Genomic DNA, 21,625 nt, shown 5'->3' with positions numbered 1-21,625 from the left:
TTCCATTAATTAAGATAATCAGGCAGCATATAACCGGTATATTTCTCATTTTCCTGAATGTATTTTTTGAACTCTGCCGAGTGGTATCCCGCAATAATATCCTTGGCAAATTCTGCATCTTTATTTTTACCGGCGACAGTTACCACATTCACAAACTGTGTGGTTGGTTTTTCAAGTTGCAGCGCCGAACTGAGTTTTATACCGTTAGATACAGCAAAGTTGCCCTGAATAGCGCCAAAATCGACATCGGGTAATGCTCTGACTTGCTGGGCATTATCCATCTCTTTGATCACCAGATGGTACGGATTTTCTGCTATATCTTTTTGCGAGAAGGTAGCCGGATCAATTTTTTCTTTCAGCTTTATCCAGCCGATAGATTGCAACAGCAGTGCTGCGCGGTACTCATTTGAGGGCTGGTTAGGGACTGAAATCAACGCACCTTCTTTGGGTTTTTGGTCTTTTTGGCCTTGCTGATATTTATCAGAATACAGCCCCATCGGTGGCGTCGGGACCTGAACAATACCGGTATTATCAATCCTCAGTCGCTCATTTATCGCTTGCAGATAAATAGGATGTTGCATGATATTGCCATCAATCTCGCCAGTGCTAACGGCATTATTAACCTGAATACCATCATTGAAATCTTTATATTCGATGCGATAGCCTTTGTTGATCAGATAAGGGGCCACACCCTTTTCAAATTGTTCTTTATAAGGGCCAGGATTAAATCCTAATTTGATAACTTTCTTTTCTTCACTATGAGCATTCAGTGAAGTAAAAATAATTAAACTGAATAAAGGCATCGCCAGTGAACGCATTCTCATCATAATTTCCCTGTGGAATAGTGTTAATTTAGTCTCTAAACGAGGCTTTATTTATTATGTTGCAGGTTATTCTTTTAGCTAAGAACGGGATAGCTAAGAATGAAATCATTCAAACATTGCGGGGATGAAGCGTAAACGAAGAAAATGACCTTAGCTTATCTATAATAGAGATAATGGATTTAGTGTTTTTTATTAGGTGATTGGAACGAAAGGCGGATTATCAACCCGCTGCGCGCAAATTCCGCAGCGGGTTCTATCGCTATAACCGGGGTTTAGCCCTGAATCAGATTAGGGATTTTTACATCAGGATTTACGTCAGCGTCATAATCCACGCCGTCGACGGCAAAACCAAACAGGTTTAAGAACTCAGTCTTATAACCGGTAAAGTCGGTCAATTGGTAGATATTGTCGTTGGTAACCTGATCCCACAGCGCTTGTACCTGGTTTTGAATTTCTGGTGCCAGTTCTTTGTAGTCAGCACGCAAGCGGCCATCGGCGTCCAGATGCGGTGCATCACCACACAAGCTGTCTTTATACAGCGAATAAACTTGCTCGATACAGCCTTCATGCGTGCCTTTTTCTTTCATTACCTTGAATAGCAATGACAAATACAGTGGCATCATTGGGATAGCGGAGCTTGCCTGAGTCACTACCGCTTTTAGCACGGATACCCTGGCATCACCGCCGCCATGGGCCGCTAAGCTATCGCGGATCGTCAGAACTTTTTGGTCCAGATCCTTTTTGGCTGCGCCAATAGAACCGTTCCAATAGATATCATGAGTGATTTTTTCACCCAGGTAAGTAAAGGCGGTAGTTTGCGCGCCCTCAGCCAGCACGCCAGCTTCCAGTAGCGCATCAATCCACATCTGCCAGTCTTCGCCACCCATCACGGCTACCGTGTTGTCTATCTCGGTTTGGGTTGCGGGTTGTAGCACAACTTCTTTGATAACTTCTTTATCGGTATCCAGGCCACGGAATTTAACTTCATGGCCGATTGGCTTCAGTGTGGAGTTAAACACTTCGCCGGTTTTTGGATGAGTACGGCGTGGCGAGGCCAGGCTATAGATAACTTGATCAACCTGACCCAGATCTTGCTTAATAGCCTCGATGGTCAGTCGTTTGATCTCATCGGAGAACGCATCGCCATTGATGCTTTTCGCATACAGGCCTTTCTGCTCAGCAAACTTGTGGAAAGCTGCACTGTTGTACCAGCCGGAGGTCGCCGGTTTACCTTCTTCTCCTGGGCGTTCAAAGAAAATACCCAGCGTATCGGCACCACAACCAAATGCTGCTGTGATTCGAGCGGCCAGCCCGTATCCAGTTGACGCACCAATCACTAATACTCGTTTTGGGCCGTTAGCAATTGGGCCTTCTGCTGTGACATAGTCGATTTGCTTTTTGACGTTAGCTTCACAGCCCGCCGGGTGAGCAGTCACACAGATAAAGCCGCGTACACGTGGTTTTATAATCATGGATACCTCAGTTTATGAATAAAGTTAAGTGTTCGAGCTACCGTCGGTTGAGACTCTAACAGTTCGGACTCATAGAGCCAGATTATCAAAATTAGCGATAATCTGCTCCAGCTCTATAACATCACACTCATTTTCCGATACAAAAACTGGAGAAAATGCGCCCCAGTAAGTCATCTGAGCTGAATTCGCCGGTAATTTCACTCAATGACTGTTGTGCTAAACGTAGCTCTTCCGCCAGTAATTCACCGGCGTAAGCGCTTACTAACTGTTCGTGGCCTTGTACCAAATGCTGTGCGGCGGTTTCCAACGCTTGTAAATGGCGTCGGCGAGCCAGGAAACCACCTTCGGTGTTACTGGTAAAACCCATACTCTGCTTAAGATGGCTACGTAGCAGGTCAATACCTTCCCCGGTACGGGCCGATAAGCGAATAAGTGAGTGACCATTCACTTCGGTTAACCCTAGCGATTCACCTGTCACATCCGCTTTATTGCGCACCACGGTGATGGGCAGAGTCGATGGCAGGCGGGCCATAAACTCAGGCCAGATAGCGGCAGGTTCGGTGGCGTCAGTCGTCGTACCATCAACCATAAACAGTACGCGATCTGCTTGTTCTATCTCATTCCACGCCCGTTCGATACCAATGCGCTCAACTTCGTCACTGGCTTCACGTAAGCCAGCAGTATCGATGATATGCAATGGCATCCCATCGATATGAATATGCTCCCGTAAAACATCACGAGTTGTGCCCGCGATATCGGTTACGATGGCAGCTTCACGGCCCGCTAACGCATTGAGCAGGCTTGATTTACCGGCATTTGGGCGGCCGGCAATGACCACTTTCATCCCTTCACGCAACAAGCTGCCTTGCCGCGCTTCAGTGCGCACCTGCTCAAGATCGGCCATCACTCCATTCAACTGACCTTCAATTTTACCATCAGAAAGGAAGTCGATTTCCTCATCTGGGAAGTCAATGGCAGCTTCGACGTAGATTCGCAAGTGAGTAAGTGCTTCCACCAATTGATGGATTTTAACTGAAAATGCGCCCTGCAATGAATTTACCGCTGAGCGGGCGGCTTGCTCCGAACTGGCATCAATCAGGTCGGCAATCGCTTCAGCTTGAGCCAAATCCAGCTTGTCGTTTAAAAACGCGCGCTCAGAAAACTCACCCGGACGGGCAATACGCAGCCCTGGCAGCGCCAGAATGCGTTTTAACAGTAAATCCAGTATGACAGGGCCACCATGGCCTTGCAGTTCCAGCACGTCCTCGCCAGTAAAGGAATTGGGGCCGGGGAAGTAGAGAGCGATACCTTGGTCTAATGTACTGCCATCAGTATCTTTAAATGGCAGATAATCGGCATAGCGAGGCTTGGGCAATTTGCCTAAAACTGCCTGCGCAACTTCTGCGGCAGCACGACCTGAAACACGTAAAATACCAACACCACCACGGCCTGGCGGGGTTGCTTGTGCCACGATAGTATCAGTGGTGCTCATGGTTATTTCTCTCTTTAACCTATTATTTTTGCACAAGCCTGAAAGTGTAAAATCAGGCTTCTATAAAAAGAATAAGGCGGTCATATTGACCGCCCTTTAATACTTATGACTATCGTTGTGGATTATTTTTTCTTATCGCGGCTATGTAAACCACGTTTTTCCAGACCACGATAAATCAACTGTTGTTGCAGGATGGTCACCAGGTTACTGACGATATAGTACAGTACCAGACCAGCCGGGAACCACAGGAAGAACACAGTGAAGATAACTGGCATAAAGGTCATTATCTTCTGCTGCATCGGGTCCGTCACGGTAGTCGGTGACATCTTCTGAATGAAGTACATGGTAATACCCATCAGAATCGGCAGAATGTAGTACGGGTCTTGTGCTGACAGGTCATGAATCCACAGGATGAATGGCGCATGACGCAACTCAACGGAACTCATCAACATGTAGTACAACGCCAGGAAGATTGGCATCTGAATGACCAGCGGTAAGCAGCCACCCAGCGGGTTAACCTTCTCAGCTTTGTACAGCGCCATCATTTCCTGACTCATACGCTGCTTATCGTCACCGATACGCTCACGCATGGCAGCCAGTTTAGGCTGTAGCAAACGCATTTTCGCCATCGAGGTGTATTGCGCTTTAGTCAGCGGGTACATGATACCGCGCACGATAAAGGTAATCACGATGATGGAGAAGCCCCAGTTACCGACAAAGCTGTGAATGAACTTCAGCAGTTTGAACAGTGGCTGAGAAATAAACCATAACCAACCATAATCAACAGTCAGGTCCAGATGTGGCGCAATGACCGCCATTTTGTCCTGAATTTCTGGGCCAACCCACAAGGTAGCACCCAGTTGTTTCTGTTCACCCGGTTGAATAATAACTGGTGCACCTTTGAAGCCGATAGCTGCCAGACCATTACCCAAATCAGAAGAGTAGAAGGTGTTGGTTTCATTAGCTACTGGGATCCATGCGGTTGCAAAATACTGTTGCAACATGGCTACCCAGCCACCTTTGGTGGTGATGTCCATATTTTTGTCTTCGATATCACTAAAGCTGTATTTTTTATATTTAGTGTCATCAGAAGAGTAAGCCGCACCACGATAAGTGTGCAGCGCAAAGTTATTGCTGCCGGTATCACGGTGTTTAGGCAAATTGATGCTTTGCTTCAACTGGCCAAACAGCGTCAGCTCCAGCGGGGCAGCAGAGGCGTTTTTAACGTGATAATCCACGCCAATGGCGTAATCGTTACGTTTCAGCACAAAAGTCTTAGTGAAAACGGAGCCATCTTTGCCAGTGAAGGTCAATGGAATTCGCAGTTCATCCTGACCGTCAGCCAATACAAAGCTGGTTTGAGGCGCTTCAAACAATGGGCGCTCACCGTTAGCTGGATTATCCGGGCCGCTTTTGCCTGTCAGGCCACTTTGCGCCTGATAAACGAAAGCTGGTGTGGTTTCCAGTAATTCAAACGTTTTATCTGAACCCAGAGCATCCGGGTAAGCCAGCAGGTTAGCTTGCTCGATGTCACCGCCACGGGTATTAATGGTCAGAGACAGCACATCAGTTTTTACAGTAATCAATTGGCCCTGACCACTGCCTGGCACAGCCTGGCTTGCTTTATCACCGGTAGCGGTATTCGCTGTCTGTTGCGTGGTCTGAGCGGCTGGTTGTGGACTGTTGTCCACTTGCCAGGCTTGCCAGATCATGAAAGACACGAACAGCAGAGCGATGAGTAGAAGATTGCGTTGCGAATCCATCGTTAGTGTTCTCTGTTATCGTCGGGTTTCGGCGGCACGGGATCATCGCCACCTGGGTTCAAAGGGTGGCATTTTAATACGCGCTTCAGTGTTAACCAACTGCCTTTTATCATCCCAAACCGGCGCAATGCCTCAATTCCGTAATGAGAGCATGTCGGATGGAAACGACAACGCGGCCCCAGCAGCGGACTAATCACGAGCTGATAGCCCCTGATTAGCCCGATCAGGATGCGGGAGCCTGGCGACAGTGGCGACGCCATAATTTTTCCAAAGCTTCCGTCAACGCACGGTTATCGAGGTCAGCCACACCCTTTTTCACCAAAACGACAAAATCCATAGACGGTAACGTATGCTGATGCAAACGGAAGCTTTCGCGTGTGAGGCGCTTTATCCGGTTACGTTCGTGAGCACGTTTGACATGTTTTTTGGCGACGGTAAGACCGATGCGGGGATGCCCCAGCTCGTTCAGGCGGCCGAGGATGGTGATTTGCGGCGTGCCAGCCCGTTGTGGCTGCTGGAAGACAAAAGTGAAATGACTGGGAGTTAACAAACGTAACTCCCTAGGAAATGCTAGCTTAACCACTGAGATGGTTAGCTTTTATTACTTAGAAACAGTCAGACGAGAACGGCTTTTCGCACGACGGCGAGCCAGAACTTGACGACCATTTTTGGTGGCCATACGAGCACGGAAACCGTGGCTACGGTTGCGCTTCAATACGGACGGTTGGAAAGTGCGTTTCATAGCGATTTCTACCTAAACTTAAAATAATTACTGATTCAGTAAACGCGTTTGGCTGCTCGGAGTGAAGACACCGACGCCTCAATCGCAACATATAAAGAAGCGGGATTGTAATAATTGTACAGTCCTGAGTCAATTGACATTGCGCCCGCCCGCACAGAAGTTTTCTGTATCGGGAGTTTACCAAGAGCCTGCCCGTGTTCACCGCTGGTTTCTTTTTGGCCAAAGCCATCAAGAGTACAGGCATCACACGTAGGGCTGAGGATTATACGGACTCCCGGACAAATCGCAAGGATCGCAGTGAGATCCTTTGCGGATTAATGAGGATCAGTTGGCGGAAAAGGGGAAGGCATTACCAGTATATTCTGAAATATTTTGCGATCATTGCCGATGAGGGACACGAAAAGCTGTGCACTGGGTTACACTCCTAACAGAAGTTATGGCCTGTGGATAAAAAGGATCTAATCTGTGAGGAAGGGGAGGATCTATTGCTCCTTTTGCGCTATGATCCGCCATTCCGATCGCATCCGCCACTCTGGATCATTACTCCGGGATCGCAGGGGGATGTTAGTCGTAAAAACAACCGAAAAACGGTTCGCATGTCACTTTGGCTTGCTACAGGCCATATTGGCGTGTGTCAAAAACGATGAGTTACAAAAAATCCTGATTTCTTTCTTTTATTGATCTTGTTCGAGTGGAGTCCGCCGTGTCACTTTCGCTTTGGCAGCAGTGTCTTGCCCGATTGCAGGATGAGTTACCTGCCACAGAATTTAGTATGTGGATACGCCCCCTACAGGCGGAACTGAGTGACAATACTCTGGCGCTTTACGCCCCTAATCGTTTTGTACTGGACTGGGTCCGTGATAAGTACTTAAACAATATCAATGGCTTACTTAATGACTTTTGTGGTTCCGAGGTTCCTTTACTGCGTTTTGAAGTAGGGAGTAAACCGGCGATAAGAGCACATAGCCATCCAGTAACCGCCAGCGTTAGCGCACCTGTTGCTCCGGTTACCCGCAGCGCACCTGTGCGCCCTAGTTGGGACAGTTCGCCTGCTCAACCTGAACATTCTTACCGTTCGAATGTGAACCCGAAGCACACCTTTGATAACTTTGTTGAAGGTAAATCCAACCAACTGGCTCGTGCTGCTGCACGCCAGGTGGCCGATAATCCGGGTGGTGCATATAACCCGTTATTCCTCTATGGCGGTACAGGTTTGGGTAAAACTCACCTGTTACATGCAGTAGGAAATGGCATCATGGCGCGTAAAGCCAATGCCAAAGTGGTTTACATGCATTCGGAGCGTTTTGTGCAAGACATGGTTAAGGCCTTGCAGAACAACGCGATAGAAGAATTTAAGCGCTATTATCGTTCCGTTGATGCATTATTAATCGATGATATACAGTTCTTTGCCAATAAAGAGCGTTCCCAGGAAGAGTTTTTCCATACGTTTAATGCCTTATTGGAAGGTAATCAGCAGATCATTTTGACCTCAGATCGCTATCCAAAAGAGATCAATGGCGTCGAAGATCGTTTGAAATCGCGTTTTGGCTGGGGTTTAACGGTTGCCATTGAGCCGCCGGAACTGGAAACCCGAGTCGCGATCCTGATGAAAAAAGCGGATGAAAATGATATTCGCTTGCCCGGTGAGGTTGCGTTCTTTATTGCCAAGCGTCTGCGTTCCAATGTGCGTGAGCTGGAAGGGGCATTGAATCGTGTGATAGCTAATGCCAACTTTACGGGTCGGGCAATCACCATTGATTTTGTTCGTGAAGCTCTGCGTGACTTGCTGGCATTGCAGGAAAAGCTGGTTACTATCGATAATATTCAAAAGACTGTCGCAGAATATTATAAAATTAAGGTCGCTGACCTGCTCTCCAAACGGCGTTCCCGTTCGGTGGCCCGCCCGCGCCAAATGGCGATGGCGCTGGCAAAAGAGCTAACCAACCACAGCCTGCCTGAAATCGGCGATGCGTTTGGTGGCCGCGACCATACCACGGTGTTGCATGCTTGCCGCAAGATTGAGCAATTGCGTGAAGAAAGCCACGACATCAAAGAAGATTTCTCTAACTTAATCAGAACATTATCCTCCTAGCGCTATGAAATTTATCATTGAACGTGAGCATCTGCTAAAACCGCTGCAACAGGTCAGTAGCCCGCTGGGTGGACGTCCTACGTTGCCAATTTTAGGTAACTTGTTATTGCAAGTGACCGAAGGCTCTTTGTTGTTGACCGGTACCGATCTGGAAATGGAGATGGTCGCGCGCGTTGCGTTGTCTAATCCCCATACTCAGGGAGCAACTACCGTACCTGCCCGGAAGTTTTTTGATATTTGGCGCGGTTTGCCAGAAGGGGCAGAAATCACGGTGGCGCTGGATGGTGATCGTCTACTGGTGCGCTCTGGCCGTAGCCGCTTCTCGCTGTCTACCCTGCCAGCGGCGGACTTCCCTAATCTGGATGATTGGCAGAGTGAGGTGGAATTCACCTTACCGCAAGCCACACTGAAGCGTCTGATTGAGTCCACTCAGTTCTCGATGGCTCATCAGGACGTGCGCTATTACTTGAACGGTATGCTGTTTGAGACTGAAGGTGAAGAACTGCGTACTGTGGCGACCGATGGTCACCGTTTGGCGGTATGTTCCATGCCAATCGGGCAAACATTACCTTCACATTCGGTGATCGTGCCGCGTAAAGGTGTGATGGAGCTGGTCAGGTTATTGGATGGCGGGGATACACCACTGCGCCTGCAAATTGGCAGCAACAACATCCGTGCACATGTGGGGGATTTTATTTTCACCTCTAAGCTGGTTGATGGCCGTTTCCCTGATTATCGCCGGGTATTACCGAAGAACCCTGACAAAACGCTAGAAGCGGGTTGTGACTTGCTGAAACAGGCTTTTGCCCGTGCAGCCATTTTATCAAATGAGAAGTTCCGTGGCGTTCGGCTCTATGTTAGCCACAACCAGCTCAAAATTACCGCCAATAATCCTGAACAGGAAGAAGCGGAAGAAATCCTCGATGTAAGCTACGAGGGAACGGAAATGGAGATCGGTTTCAACGTCAGCTATGTACTTGATGTGCTGAATGCACTGAAATGTGAAGATGTACGCCTGTTATTGACCGATTCGGTCTCCAGCGTGCAAATTGAAGACGGTGCTAGTCAGGCTGCGGCCTATGTTGTCATGCCAATGCGTCTTTGAACTATAGCGGGCTATCTTACTTGCCAGCTTGGGATTGTGCGGTGCTCACCATCTTCACGTACATTAAGTACGCTCCGGTGGTTGTGCGCTGTCCGCACCCAATCTGTCTGCGACAATTACGCCCTTGATGGTTTGATGTTCAATAATGAAGACATTTGCAGCATGGCTCTGACACGGTTGTTAATTAAAGATTTTCGCAATATTGAATCGGCAGACTTGGCGCTGGCGGCGGGGTTTAATTTTTTAGTTGGCCCCAACGGTAGCGGTAAAACCAGTGTGTTAGAGGCGATTTATACCCTTGGTCATGGTAGGGCTTTTCGTAGTTTACAAGCTGGCCGAGTGATCCGTCACGAATGTGCCGAGTTTGTGTTACATGGCCGGGTTGATGTGAATGAACGTGAATCATCTATTGGGCTGAGTAAAAGCCGGCAGGGTGATAGCAAGGTGCGTATCGACGGCACTGACGGCCACAAAGTGGCTGAATTGGCGCAAATGCTGCCCATGCAATTGATCACCCCTGAGGGGTTCACTTTATTGAATGGCGGGCCAAAATTTCGGCGTGCTTTTTTAGACTGGGGTTGCTTTCATAATGAACCTGGTTTTTTTACGGCCTGGAGCAATCTAAAAAGATTACTTAAGCAGCGCAACGCCGCGCTGCGCCAGGTTAGTCGCTATGCGCAAATTCGGCCTTGGGACCAAGAAATTATCCCACTGGCTGAACGCATTAGTGAGTGGCGGGCGGCATACAGCGACGCAATTGCGGCGGATATTTCAGCCACATGCGCCCTGTTCCTGCCAGAGTTCGCCCTGAGTTTCTCTTTCCAGCGCGGCTGGGATAAAGAGAGTGACTATGGCGAGTTGCTGGAACGCCAGTTTGAGCGTGACCGCGCGCTAACTTATACTGCCATCGGGCCACATAAAGCGGATTTTCGCATTCGGGCCGAGGGTACGCCGGTAGAAGATTTGCTATCGCGTGGTCAGTTGAAGTTGCTGATGTGCGCATTGCGGTTAGCGCAGGGTGAGTTTCTCACCCGACAGAGCGGGCGGCGTTGCCTGTATCTGCTTGACGATTTTGCTTCCGAATTGGACACCGGCCGTCGTCGATTATTGGCTGAGCGTCTCAAGGCTACCCAGGCACAGGTTTTTGTCAGCGCAGTGAGTGCTGAGCAAGTTGCCGACATGGTAGGCGAAAAGGGCAAGATGTTCCGCGTGGAACATGGCAAAATAGAGGTTCAACCACAGGATTAAAAATGAGCGAGAAACGTTGATGTCGAATACTTATGACTCCTCAAGTATCAAGGTATTAAAAGGGCTGGATGCGGTTCGTAAGCGTCCGGGCATGTATATCGGTGATACTGATGACGGTACCGGTCTGCACCACATGGTATTCGAGGTTGTGGACAACGCTATCGACGAAGCCCTCGCTGGCCACTGTAAAGAAATTATAGTCACCATCCATTCGGATAACTCTGTTTCTGTACAGGATGATGGCCGTGGTATCCCAACCGGCATGCACGAAGAGGAAGGGGTATCAGCAGCAGAGGTCATCATGACCGTGTTGCATGCTGGCGGTAAATTTGACGATAACTCTTACAAAGTTTCTGGCGGTTTGCACGGTGTGGGCGTATCCGTTGTTAACGCCCTGTCTGAAAAGCTGGAACTGGTCATTCGCCGTGACGGCAAAGTACACGAGCAAACCTACAAAATGGGCGTGCCTCAGGCACCGCTGAAAATGGTGGGTGAAACCGATCTGACCGGGACTACCGTGCGTTTCTGGCCAAGTTTCCAGACCTTCACCAATAACATCGAATTCCAGTATGAAATTCTGGCTAAGCGCCTGCGCGAGCTGTCGTTCCTGAACTCCGGTGTGTCAATCAAACTGAAAGACAAACGTAACGACAGAGAAGACCACTTCCATTATGAAGGGGGTATTCGGGCGTTTGTTGAGTATCTGAGCAAAAACAAAAACCCGATCCACCCGAAAGTGTTCTATTTCTCCACCATGAAAGATGATATCGGTGTGGAAGTGGCATTGCAGTGGAACGATGGTTTCCAAGAAAATATCTACTGCTTCACCAATAACATTCCGCAGCGCGATGGTGGTACTCACTTGGTGGGCTTCCGCACGGCGATGACCCGTACGCTGAACAGCTATATGGACAAAGAAGGCTACAGCAAGAAAGCGAAAATCAGTGCCACTGGTGATGATGCCCGTGAAGGCCTGATTGCTGTTGTTTCTGTTAAAGTGCCAGACCCTAAATTCTCCTCACAGACCAAAGATAAACTGGTTTCTTCTGAGGTGAAAACGGCGGTCGAAACGCTGATGAACGAGAAGCTGGTTGAGTATTTGCTGGAAAACCCAACCGACGCCAAAATCGTGGTTGGCAAGATTATTGACGCAGCTCGCGCGCGCGAAGCCGCGCGTAAAGCGCGTGAAATGACACGCCGTAAAGGCGCGCTGGACCTGGCAGGTTTGCCGGGCAAACTGGCAGACTGTCAGGAACGTGACCCCGCGTTGTCCGAACTCTACTTAGTGGAAGGGGACTCTGCGGGCGGCTCTGCGAAACAAGGCCGTAACCGTAAGAATCAGGCCATTTTGCCGTTGAAAGGTAAAATCCTGAACGTTGAGAAAGCGCGCTTTGACAAAATGCTCTCTTCGCAAGAAGTCGCAACGCTAATTACCGCATTGGGTTGTGGTATTGGCCGGGATGAATATAACCCTGACAAACTGCGCTACCACAATATCATTATCATGACCGATGCCGACGTGGATGGTTCTCACATCCGTACGTTGCTATTGACCTTCTTCTACCGTCAGATGCCGGAAATTATTGAGCGTGGTCATGTGTTTATCGCTCAGCCGCCACTGTATAAAGTGAAAAAAGGCAAACAAGAGCAATACATCAAAGATGATGATGCGATGGAACAGTATCAAATGACACTGGCACTGGATGGCGCTGCATTGCACGTCAATCCTGATGCACCACCGCTAGTGGGCGAGCATTTTGAAAAACTGGTTGCTGAGCATTATAGCGTTCAGAAGACCATTGCTCGTATGGAGCGCCGTTATCCGCGTGCTTTGCTGAATAACCTGATTTATCAACCAACCTTGAAAGAAGAGGATTTGAGCGATAAAGCAGTGGTGACACAGTGGATTGATTCGCTGGTGGTGTTACTGAACGAAAAAGAGCAGCACGGCAGCAGCTACAGTTCAGTGGTGCGTGAAAACCGTGAGCGTCAATTGTTCGAGCCAATATTGCGTATCCGTACCCACGGTGTAGATACCGATTATGATCTGGACTTTGATTTTGTCCACGGCGGTGAGTATCGCAAGATCTGCCTGCTGGGCGAAAAACTGCGTGGCTTAATTGAAGACGGCGCATTTGTTGAACGTGGCGAACGCCGAGTGTCGGTTTCAAGCTTCGAAGATGCGCTGGACTGGTTAGTGAAAGAGTCTCGTCGTGGTCTGGCAATTCAGCGCTATAAAGGCCTGGGTGAAATGAACCCAGAGCAGTTGTGGGAAACCACCATGGACCCAACCAGCCGCCGTATGCTGCGAGTGATGGTGAAAGATGCTGTTGCAGCGGATCAGTTATTCACCACTCTGATGGGTGATGCGGTTGAGCCTCGTCGTGCCTTTATCGAAGAGAATGCGTTACGCGCAGCCAATATCGATATTTAATCCGATAAGCGATTGATCGGATAGAAAAGCCCGGAGCAGGAAGCTGCCTCTGGGCTTTTTTTTGCCTATTCGCGCCCAAATTGAGGGCTCATCTGGTTATGGCATTCGTCAGCATGCAGACTTACTAGCATTTGAGCGCTGAATCGCGTTAGCATGAGGTATTAGTTAAATAAATGTGAGGACCCTATGGCTATTGAATTGATCGCTATCGATATGGACGGCACGTTGCTGAATCCGCAGCATGAAATCACTCCACGAGTAAAGCAGGCTATTGATGCTGCTCGGGCTAAAGGGGTCTGTGTGGTATTGGCCACGGGTCGGCCCTATATTGGGGTCCAACGTTATTTACGTGAATTAAATATGCAAAACAGTGGTGATTATTGCATCAGCAATAACGGTGCATTAGTACAAAAAGCCGCCACGGGTGAATGTATTTTGCAGGAAACCATCAGTTTCGAGGATTACCTCTATTTCGAGGCGTTATCGCGCAAAATGGATGTTAGCTTCCAGGCTTTTGATTTTGACACCTTATATACCGCGAACAAAGACATCAGCAAATACACCCTACATGAGGTGTTATTAACCGGTATTCCATTGAAATATCGTGCAATCGAAGAGATGGACCCAACATTGCGCTTCCCTAAAGTGATGATGATTGACGAGCCAGAAAAACTGGATAGCGCATTAGCGATGATGCCAGCCGAAGCTTTTGAACGTTTCACTATCATGAAGAGTGCACCGTTTTATCTGGAAATCCTGAGCAAGCGGGTTGATAAGGGAACTGGCGTAAAAATGCTGGCGGATCACTTAGGCATTGCACAGGAAAATGTGATGGCGCTGGGTGATCAGGGAAATGATATTGCGATGGTTAACTATGCTGGTGTCGGTGTTGCAATGGGGAATGCTATCCCTGAATTGAAAGAGATCGCGCAGTTTGTAACGCACACCAATAGCGAAGAAGGTGTGGCGGTAGCGATAGAGAAATTTGTGCTTTGATTTTCTCCAGAACCACAATTATTTTCTAGTCTGGGGATGGGCGGGGCGACTGCACCGATGGGCGCTCCGACGGCTTACTCGGTACATTTCCCCGCTCATCAATCAGATCACACTAAATAGAAGTCTCGTTATCATATGGTCGAGTACAGTTAATGAGCATTTTTCAATTCGGCGACTTCACGGCGTAATTTGATGATTTCTACTGCAAGTTCCTGACAAAGCATGGCATTCATTAGGTGGTCTTGAGCATGGACCATAATCAAATTAACCGGGATCTTGCCGCAACCCTCATCAGCTCCAATAAGCTGAGTTTGAATATGGTGCGCCTGGCGTGCAGCATCGGTTGCCGCCACAAGTAACTCATCGGCTTTTTCCCAGTCACCCTGGCGAGCAGCCCGCAATGCTTCCATTGAATTTGAACGCGATTCCCCAGCATAAATAATCAGTTCCATTACAGTGCTTTCCAAATCCATATTTTCTCCTGTTATGACTCAATATCATTTTAGTAAAGTATGAGACAGGAGCCATTTGCTGGCCCCTGATATTTTACACTAATAACGCGTTAGGTTTATTTACCACCAAACTTCAGCTTGAACACCAAAGGATAGCTGGTCTTTTTTCTCATCATTGAATGTCCAATGATCGATTTCGTTATCCAACACTTTTAAGTAAGTACTGTAGAAACGAATTTCTGGGCGAGAATTCAGCAAACTGGTGCCAACTTTAAAGGTATGGAACAACGTAGTTTTATAACCAGACTCATGATAATTATTGTTTTGTGCTTTATTAACTTGATCAAAATAAGACACTTCAACACCAGTTTGATTATATTCGCTCCAAATATAGGATGGGCGTATTACGGCGCGAATACTGTGGAAGTCAGTATCTGACAAGGTGTTGTAGTCATATAAATTATTGCCTTGGCTATAAACTAGGGTATTTGCCATGATCACGTTCGGTAACAGGTAAGCTTCCCCTTGTGAAATCAAGCGGAATGCTGTGCCACCATTCTGATCACCGTAGTAATATTTTCCACGGCCAAAGTCTGGATTGGCGTCGGATATATTCATAAAACCGGCAGCGATGGAGTTGTTGGCAACCTGGAAGGCAAACTCATTAAAGGCACCTCGATCAAAGTTTTGGCGCAGCACGGTTGTTGCCAACCAGGCATCTTTGACATCGAAGAAATCATGATCTCTTTCATTCTGTTTGTTATCACTGGTTTTATTTGCCAAATTATAGCGGCCACGGAAAGTCAGACTGGCTTTATCCCACAGTGGAATATCATGGTAGTTAAAATCAATCGAGTTGGTATTCACATCATCGGTAAGGCTGCAATTTGCAGAACCGTTGGTGTTACGCGCGCAGTTTTGCAGGTCCTGGCGGTTAAGCGCGATATCCAGTTTCCCAGTGCCAAGCGGCAGATTCTCTACGCCAACCCCACTGGCACTATTTTCTTTATGTGCTTTCCAATCAAGCATTTGCAGCTCATATTGCTGTAATGCATGTCGGCCAACCCATAAGTTAGCTTCCGGCACTCCAGGGATAAATCCGGTCGTTGTTAGGTACATGTCGGAGAATTTTAATAAATCATCACCACCGTCATTAAACCAACTGTCATTGTTGCGTTGGCCGACATTACCATCCATAGTCACAACGGCTTTCGCTGTTTTACCCTCTTTGTTGTAGACCCTTTGGCTTAGCGTTAAGTCGAACCAACCGCTGTGTTCGTTACCAAAACGTCCTAACGAACCAATGGCCCAGGATTTTGGCCCTCCGCGTGGGGTTGTTGCCCAACCTGAACGGAAATAACCAGAATAATTGAAACCAAAGTCATCTTTAATGTATTTACTGATCTCATCTAATGTCAGAGCCGCATTTTGGACTTCTGGTTGCCCATTACCGGCCACCGTGGTAGCAGGGACTTGCTGCTGAACTAGCACCCGGTCATTCTTGGTGACCGGTTTTGCTGCAACCTCAGCGGTACTATTGGTTTTATATTGCTGTAACTCTGACCGTGTTTTTTGTAATTCTTGTTCATTTTCACTGAGTTTCTTTTCTAATAATGCAAGGCGTTGTTCAACAGATAATGGTGCGGCCATAGTTGAATAAGATAAACAAACGGCAATAATACCAAGGGCAATCTTATTTTTTGAATAATAGCAGGGCATGTCATTCTCCAGACACAGTTTTTAAGGTTGCGTCATCACAACCTTAAGAAGTAATTTAAATTTGGGTTTTATATATTATTTTATCTGTTTGATTTTTTATTTAGTTACTATCCTCTAATGGTTTTTAGTGTTAATAAATATTATTTAGCTTGGTGAATTTGATTAAAATGATATACGGCACCTAATAATCCTGAATTATTCTTATGTGTGGTAATGTCAATAACGGTATCTTTGATATCAAACCAATTAAGTTGGGCATTCAGTTCATCTATGAATGTTTCTCTTTCAGTTATACCGCCACCAATAAAAATATGTGTCGGATCGAAAATATGAACCAGGTTATATATACCAGCACATATATCATTATAAAAAGTATCGACCAACCGTCGGCAAATGAGACAGCCATTGTCATAACCGCTAAATATCTCTTCACCCGTCACTGATTCAACCGGGCGATTAACCTTCGCGGCATAACGTCTGCGTAATACCAGCAAAGTAGAGACTTCATTCATTGTATAGCTGCCAGGGTGTTCCGCTCCGGGTTGTGAACTGAACATATAGCCAAATTCACCTGCGCGGAAATGTCCACCACGAATCAAATTGCCATTAGCGAAGATACCACCGCCAATGCCGGTTCCAATGGTCAGGCAGAGAAAATCATTTAGCTGATGTGCCTTACCCAGCCATTTTTCAGCCAGTAATGCGCAATTTGCATCATTTTCGATACTTACAGGCAAGCTACACCGCTGTTCCAACCAAATTTTCAGGTTAAAATTATCAAACCGTCGAATAGCCCCACCCATTGAAATCAATCCGGTGAATGGATTGACGTGCCCAGGGGCACTGATGGCGATGCCTTCGTAACCGTGCTGAAGGTTGAGCCAGCGCAGCATTTCGTGCAGTATTTGATCGCCATTACTATCCTGTATTGCGGCTTTACCCTGCACTAAAACGTTGCCTTCAGATGAAACAATGCCCATTTTTAGCGATGTTCCACCAATATCGAATGCAGCTATTTTCATTGTGATCTCTCCTGATATTTTACGCGACTATGCATTCTCGGCGTTTTTCATCTGGACTTTGTTGGATATCATCACAAATGGCAGATAAATCAGTGTCGAGACAACCAGGCAGAGAATTCCGACGCCGAGCGCTAGCCAATCCCCTCCTGTGCCCAAGAACGGTATAAGCGGGCCAGGAGTGGTCCACGGGAGGGCATAAGCCACAGGAGGAATAATATTCATTGAGACAAAGAAATAGCCAATTAATGAATTAACCGCTGGCACCATAATAAATGGAATAATCAATACCGGATTAAGGACAATAGGTAAGCCGAAAATAATAGGTTCATTAATGTTAAATAAACCAGGAACAATCGATAACTTAGCAATATCCCGATACTCTGGGCGGCGCGAGGCAATGAAAATGGCAAGAATTAAGCCAAGTGTCATACCGGAGCCACCATAGTTGGCAAAGGTATCGTAAATACTTCCCCAGGTTGTTGGGTAAGGTGCGCCCCAAGTTGTGCCATGCGTTGCTGCGTAAGACAGATTCTCCAGATTGGCCTCTGAGAAAATGGCTTCGCGGATAGCGGCAATCGTATTCGGGCCGTGGATACCGAGTATCCATAGGAAGTTACTGACAACACCAAGAATCACGACAGCAAAGATATTGGTACCCATATGCTTGAGCGGTGCCTGAATGAGAGAATAAATCAGATCATTTAGCCCAAGTGGGGATATCATAGAAATCAGGTAGCTCAGTACCGAGAAGAAAATCATCACGGCAAAAACAGGGATCAATACTTTAAATGACCGGGCAACCGCTGGTGGCACCTGTGCTGGCATGGCAATAGTTGCACGGGGTGATCGCGCTAATCGACAGAAAATCTCCCCAGTAATCAGCGCCACAATAATGGCCACGAATAGCCCTTGTGCACCCATAAACTTCATTGTGATATACGCCTGGCCGCCAATCATTTCATAGGGGGTATAAACAATAAAGAAAGCCCCAATAGCGGTTAGGCCACATAGCAGATCATCTTGTTTAAAACTAATGGCAAGGTTTCTCGCCACTAAAAAGACAATCAATATTGCCATTATATTCACCGAACCTTGCATCACCGGTGAAAATATTGCTTGGGCACTAGCAATATTAGGGAAAATCTTACCCAAGAAAAGCATTTTGGCAATGAAGCCATCGGGTGAAAGAATAGCAAAGTTAATTAATATAATAAATGAACTTGCCATCACGAGTGGGAAAGATAGAATAAAAGCATCACGAATAGCGGCAATATGCCTTTGTGAGTTTAATCTTATTGCAATGGGAACGAGAATTTTCTCCATTCCTCTTTCGAAGGATGTCATGAAACTCATTATTATTCCTTATTAAAAATACACCATTTATATTTGAGTGACTATAAATTTAATTTCTTTTAGAATAAGTTAGAGGCGCAGATTAAATATCTACGCACGATTTTTTAATAAATTTTTAATCAATTGATTACTGAATGGCGGCCAATGCTGTTTCTAATACAGCCTTACCATTCATTGAACCATAATCTTTCATATTGATAACTAAGACAGGAATTCTACCATTAACAATCTCCTCAACTTCTGCTTTCTGATAACGCACCTGTGGCCCTAGCATAACGATATCAATACTATCAACTTTATCTTTAGCATCTGAAATTGATAGCGCTTCAATATCAACTTCTAAACCAATTGAGCTGGCATGATCTTGCATTCTTTTAACAAGCATGCTGGTTGACATTCCTGCTGCACATACGAGTAATATTTTTTTCATGATTATTCTCTAAAATAATAATGACCTGAGAAACAGCGATTAAATGAATAAATTAATATTTAGATAAAATCTTACCGTTACTGGCAATAACATCTTTATACCAATAGAAACTTTTCTTCCTATAACGTGTTAGTGATTTTTCATTTTGTTCATCACGATCAATATAAATAAAGCCATAGCGTTTTTGATAACCGTTTAACCAGCTCAGGAGATCAGTAAAGCTCCAGGTACAATACCCAATGACATCAACACCATCAGTAATCGCCTGTTGTACGGCTAATGCATGGTCGCGTAAATAGGCAATACGGTGATCATCTTTAATTTCACCCGCCTCGGTTAACGTGTCATATTCACCCAAACCATTTTCGGTGATCATCACCGGTAGCTGATAACGGCTGGCAATACGGCGCAGACCAATGCGTAAACCCGTCGGATCGATATCCCAGTCCCAGTTGGTTTTTTCTAAGAATTCATTACATACGTGCTTATAAATACCTGGCTCACCGGAATATTTTGCACTGTCTTTTTTCCCGTTGGTATTCATTGCTTGTATACCAACACCATCTATAGGATTAAAAGCATTTGTCATGGTGCGATAATAATTCACGCCCATAAAATCCGGTTTACCTTGTTTAAGCAGCTCAGTATCTTCCGGTTGAGTCTCCGGGGCCAAGCCTTGTGCCTCTAACCAGTTCCACACTAATGGAGGATATTCACCGCGTACATAGACATCCATCCAGAAATGGGCACCGAATTCTTCTGCATTTTCAGCAGCAAGTACATTTTGAGGATCGGCATTAACGGAGTAATTGGGGCCATACGCAAAGCTTGGGCCGATTTTCCCTACCATGCCGAGCGCCCTAAAAGCGGTAATAGCCGCCGCATTGGCTAAGTTAGCGTGGTGGTTAGCCTGATACATCCGTTTTTCATCAGCGACACCCGGCGGGTGTAATGCTGTTTTATAGCCATGTCCGATAAAGACATTTTGTTCATTCAGGGTTACCCAGTACTTCACACGGTTACCATAATGCTTAAAAACGGTCACGGCATAATGGGTGAAGTCATCTACGATTTTCCTTGATTCCCAGCCACCGTAGGCATCTTGCAGTACCTGGGGAATATCCCAATGATAAAGTGTGACCACCGGTTCGATATTGTGCTCGATTAGCTCATTAATCAAATCGTCATAAAATTGCAGACCAGCTTGGTTGATAGCTCCGTTACCGGTAGGGAAAATACGGCTCCAGGCAATGGAGAAGCGATAAGCTGACAAACCCTGTTCGGCCATCAGAGCAATATCTTCTTTGTAACGATGATAATGGTCGACAGCAATATTACCGGTGGTATTTTCAAATGTTTTACCTGGAATACGGACAAACGTATCCCAAACGGAAGCACCCTTACCATCCAGATCCCAGGCCCCTTCTACCTGATAGGCAGCAGACGCTGAACCCCATAGGAAATTATCGGGAAAAGACTTCAGTTTTTTATGCTCCATTATTTCATACCTTTTGATTAGCCATTTTGGTACCACAAGAGTGGAGGCTAAACTACTTGGATGTTATTTTTAAAACCGTTAACTTGATCACTTTATTTTATATTGTGATGTGTTCACTTAGTTGCTTAAAAAAGAACTACCTTGTCAGTAAAATTTTAAAGTTAATAACTAACTCACTGTTATTTAATGAAAAAAAATTAATACAAACAATAATACAAGAGGTGCATAAGTGGTTTATGCTGAAGTTGTAAAATTCCTTAGAGACCGTGTTAATTCACTGGAATATAAGGTCGGTGATATTTTTCCATCAGAACAAAAATTGGCCATTGCGTTGAATATTTCACGCAATACATTACGTAAAGCTATGACAGTCTTGGTTGATGAAGGGCTGCTTGAAAAACGGCACGGTTCTGGAACTTATATAAGAAATAAAAATATTCAGCCGAATATTAGTGCATTAAAAAGTTTCTCAGAGAATGCGCAGCAGGCGGGAAAGAATTGCACCAGTAAAGTACTTAAATTTATGGTGATAAAGTCAGATGCAAATATATCTTCTCAATTGAGAATAAAAAATGGCGATCAGGTTTATTATATTAGGAGGCTGCGGTTTATTGATGATAAACCGGTACAATTAGAAGATACTTGGATGTCTGTAGCATTATTTCCTGATTTGTCTTTACGGGATATGGTTAATTCAAAGTTTGCCTATATCGAGCTAAATTGCGGGATGACCATTGCCGGATGCTATGAGACTTTTATGCCGATTATTCCTGATAAAGAAGTGGCGAATTTACTCAAAATTAGCCCTCGTGAACCTGCGTTGCAGTTAACCACGCAAGCTATTGATATTAAAGGTGTTCATCTTGACTATTCATTGTTAACATCCAATGTGCATGAGTTTAGAGTGAAATACTTCTGGCCACGTCAACGCCCTGAGAATAATAGTCCTTAATATTGGTTTTCTATATTGAGATGCTAAAATA

Annotated in this window: 19 protein-coding genes; 6 read left to right on the top strand and 13 right to left on the bottom strand. The window is 46.1% G+C overall.

The window, feature by feature from the left end; translation table 11 throughout:
- Positions 1–5 precede the first annotated feature (5 nt).
- From EL015_RS21335 to rpmH, 7 genes are all read right to left on the bottom strand, one after another.
- Complete coding sequence (locus tag EL015_RS21335; RefSeq protein ID WP_032906722.1) at positions 6–824, bottom strand: MetQ/NlpA family ABC transporter substrate-binding protein; 819 nt, start codon at positions 822–824, stop codon at positions 6–8.
- Positions 825–1,096: 272 nt separating this feature from the next.
- Positions 1,097–2,296, bottom strand: a complete 1,200-nt coding sequence (gene fabV, locus EL015_RS21330; RefSeq protein ID WP_005186749.1) for an enoyl-ACP reductase FabV — start codon at positions 2,294–2,296, stop codon at positions 1,097–1,099.
- Between the two features lie 127 nt (positions 2,297–2,423).
- The gene (gene mnmE, locus EL015_RS21325) at positions 2,424–3,788 is read right to left on the bottom strand and encodes a tRNA uridine-5-carboxymethylaminomethyl(34) synthesis GTPase MnmE (RefSeq protein WP_005186750.1); all 1,365 of its coding nucleotides are present in this window, start codon (positions 3,786–3,788) and stop codon (positions 2,424–2,426) included.
- A 122-nt stretch (positions 3,789–3,910) separates the two neighbouring features.
- Positions 3,911–5,551, bottom strand: coding sequence for a membrane protein insertase YidC (gene yidC / locus EL015_RS21320; protein WP_032906724.1), 1,641 nt, complete (start codon positions 5,549–5,551; stop codon positions 3,911–3,913).
- Positions 5,552–5,553: 2 nt separating this feature from the next.
- Complete coding sequence (gene yidD, locus EL015_RS21315; RefSeq protein ID WP_032906726.1) at positions 5,554–5,811, bottom strand: membrane protein insertion efficiency factor YidD; 258 nt, start codon at positions 5,809–5,811, stop codon at positions 5,554–5,556.
- Positions 5,775–6,134 carry a ribonuclease P protein component gene (gene rnpA / locus EL015_RS21310; RefSeq protein ID WP_025380108.1) on the bottom strand — a complete coding sequence of 120 codons (360 nt, stop codon included), beginning with the start codon at positions 6,132–6,134 and terminating at the stop codon, positions 5,775–5,777. The genes yidD and rnpA overlap by 37 nt, the downstream gene beginning before the upstream one ends.
- Positions 6,135–6,152: 18 nt before the next feature.
- Positions 6,153–6,293, bottom strand: coding sequence for a 50S ribosomal protein L34 (gene rpmH / locus EL015_RS21305; protein WP_002220736.1), 141 nt, complete (start codon positions 6,291–6,293; stop codon positions 6,153–6,155).
- A gap of 703 nt (positions 6,294–6,996) precedes the next feature.
- Between rpmH and dnaA the strand changes: the two genes are divergently transcribed.
- The 5 genes from dnaA to yidA all read left to right on the top strand — a co-directional run bounded on the left by dnaA (position 6,997) and on the right by yidA (position 14,168).
- Positions 6,997–8,385, top strand: a complete 1,389-nt coding sequence (gene dnaA, locus EL015_RS21295) for a chromosomal replication initiator protein DnaA (RefSeq protein WP_005186755.1) — start codon at positions 6,997–6,999, stop codon at positions 8,383–8,385.
- A gap of 4 nt (positions 8,386–8,389) precedes the next feature.
- A complete protein-coding gene (gene dnaN, locus EL015_RS21290) occupies positions 8,390–9,490 on the top strand; it encodes a DNA polymerase III subunit beta (RefSeq protein WP_005186756.1) in 1,101 nt (366 codons plus the stop codon).
- A 162-nt stretch (positions 9,491–9,652) separates the two neighbouring features.
- A complete protein-coding gene (gene recF, locus EL015_RS21285) occupies positions 9,653–10,738 on the top strand; it encodes a DNA replication/repair protein RecF (protein WP_032906761.1) in 1,086 nt (361 codons plus the stop codon).
- Positions 10,739–10,757: 19 nt separating this feature from the next.
- Complete coding sequence (gene gyrB / locus EL015_RS21280) at positions 10,758–13,172, top strand: DNA topoisomerase (ATP-hydrolyzing) subunit B (RefSeq protein ID WP_005186758.1); 2,415 nt, start codon at positions 10,758–10,760, stop codon at positions 13,170–13,172.
- 186 nt (positions 13,173–13,358) lie between these two features.
- Entirely contained in the window at positions 13,359–14,168 is an 810-nt protein-coding gene (gene yidA, locus EL015_RS21275; RefSeq protein WP_005186759.1) for a sugar-phosphatase, read from the top strand.
- 149 nt (positions 14,169–14,317) lie between these two features.
- Here the strand turns inward: yidA and EL015_RS21270 are convergent, their stop codons facing one another.
- From EL015_RS21270 to EL015_RS21245, 6 genes are all read right to left on the bottom strand, one after another.
- A complete protein-coding gene (locus tag EL015_RS21270; protein WP_005186760.1) occupies positions 14,318–14,641 on the bottom strand; it encodes a PTS lactose/cellobiose transporter subunit IIA in 324 nt (107 codons plus the stop codon).
- A gap of 99 nt (positions 14,642–14,740) precedes the next feature.
- Positions 14,741–16,339, bottom strand: a complete 1,599-nt coding sequence (locus EL015_RS21265) for a carbohydrate porin (RefSeq protein WP_005186761.1) — start codon at positions 16,337–16,339, stop codon at positions 14,741–14,743.
- 140 nt (positions 16,340–16,479) lie between these two features.
- Entirely contained in the window at positions 16,480–17,361 is an 882-nt protein-coding gene (locus EL015_RS21260) for an ROK family protein (protein WP_005186762.1), read from the bottom strand.
- A gap of 27 nt (positions 17,362–17,388) precedes the next feature.
- A complete protein-coding gene (locus EL015_RS21255) occupies positions 17,389–18,714 on the bottom strand; it encodes a PTS sugar transporter subunit IIC (protein WP_050074019.1) in 1,326 nt (441 codons plus the stop codon).
- A gap of 127 nt (positions 18,715–18,841) precedes the next feature.
- Entirely contained in the window at positions 18,842–19,144 is a 303-nt protein-coding gene (locus EL015_RS21250) for a PTS sugar transporter subunit IIB (protein WP_032906730.1), read from the bottom strand.
- Positions 19,145–19,196: 52 nt separating this feature from the next.
- The gene (locus EL015_RS21245) at positions 19,197–20,642 is read right to left on the bottom strand and encodes a glycoside hydrolase family 1 protein (protein WP_005186770.1); all 1,446 of its coding nucleotides are present in this window, start codon (positions 20,640–20,642) and stop codon (positions 19,197–19,199) included.
- A 229-nt stretch (positions 20,643–20,871) separates the two neighbouring features.
- Between EL015_RS21245 and EL015_RS21240 the strand changes: the two genes are divergently transcribed.
- Positions 20,872–21,594: a GntR family transcriptional regulator gene (locus EL015_RS21240; RefSeq protein WP_005186772.1), complete on the top strand. Its 723-nt coding sequence runs from the start codon at positions 20,872–20,874 to the stop codon at positions 21,592–21,594.
- Positions 21,595–21,625 lie beyond the last annotated feature (31 nt).

Source organism: Yersinia intermedia, assembly GCF_900635455.1.
In the GTDB taxonomy this organism is placed as follows: Bacteria; Pseudomonadota; Gammaproteobacteria; order Enterobacterales; family Enterobacteriaceae; genus Yersinia; species Yersinia intermedia.
This window is presented reverse-complemented; position numbering and strand designations above follow the sequence as displayed.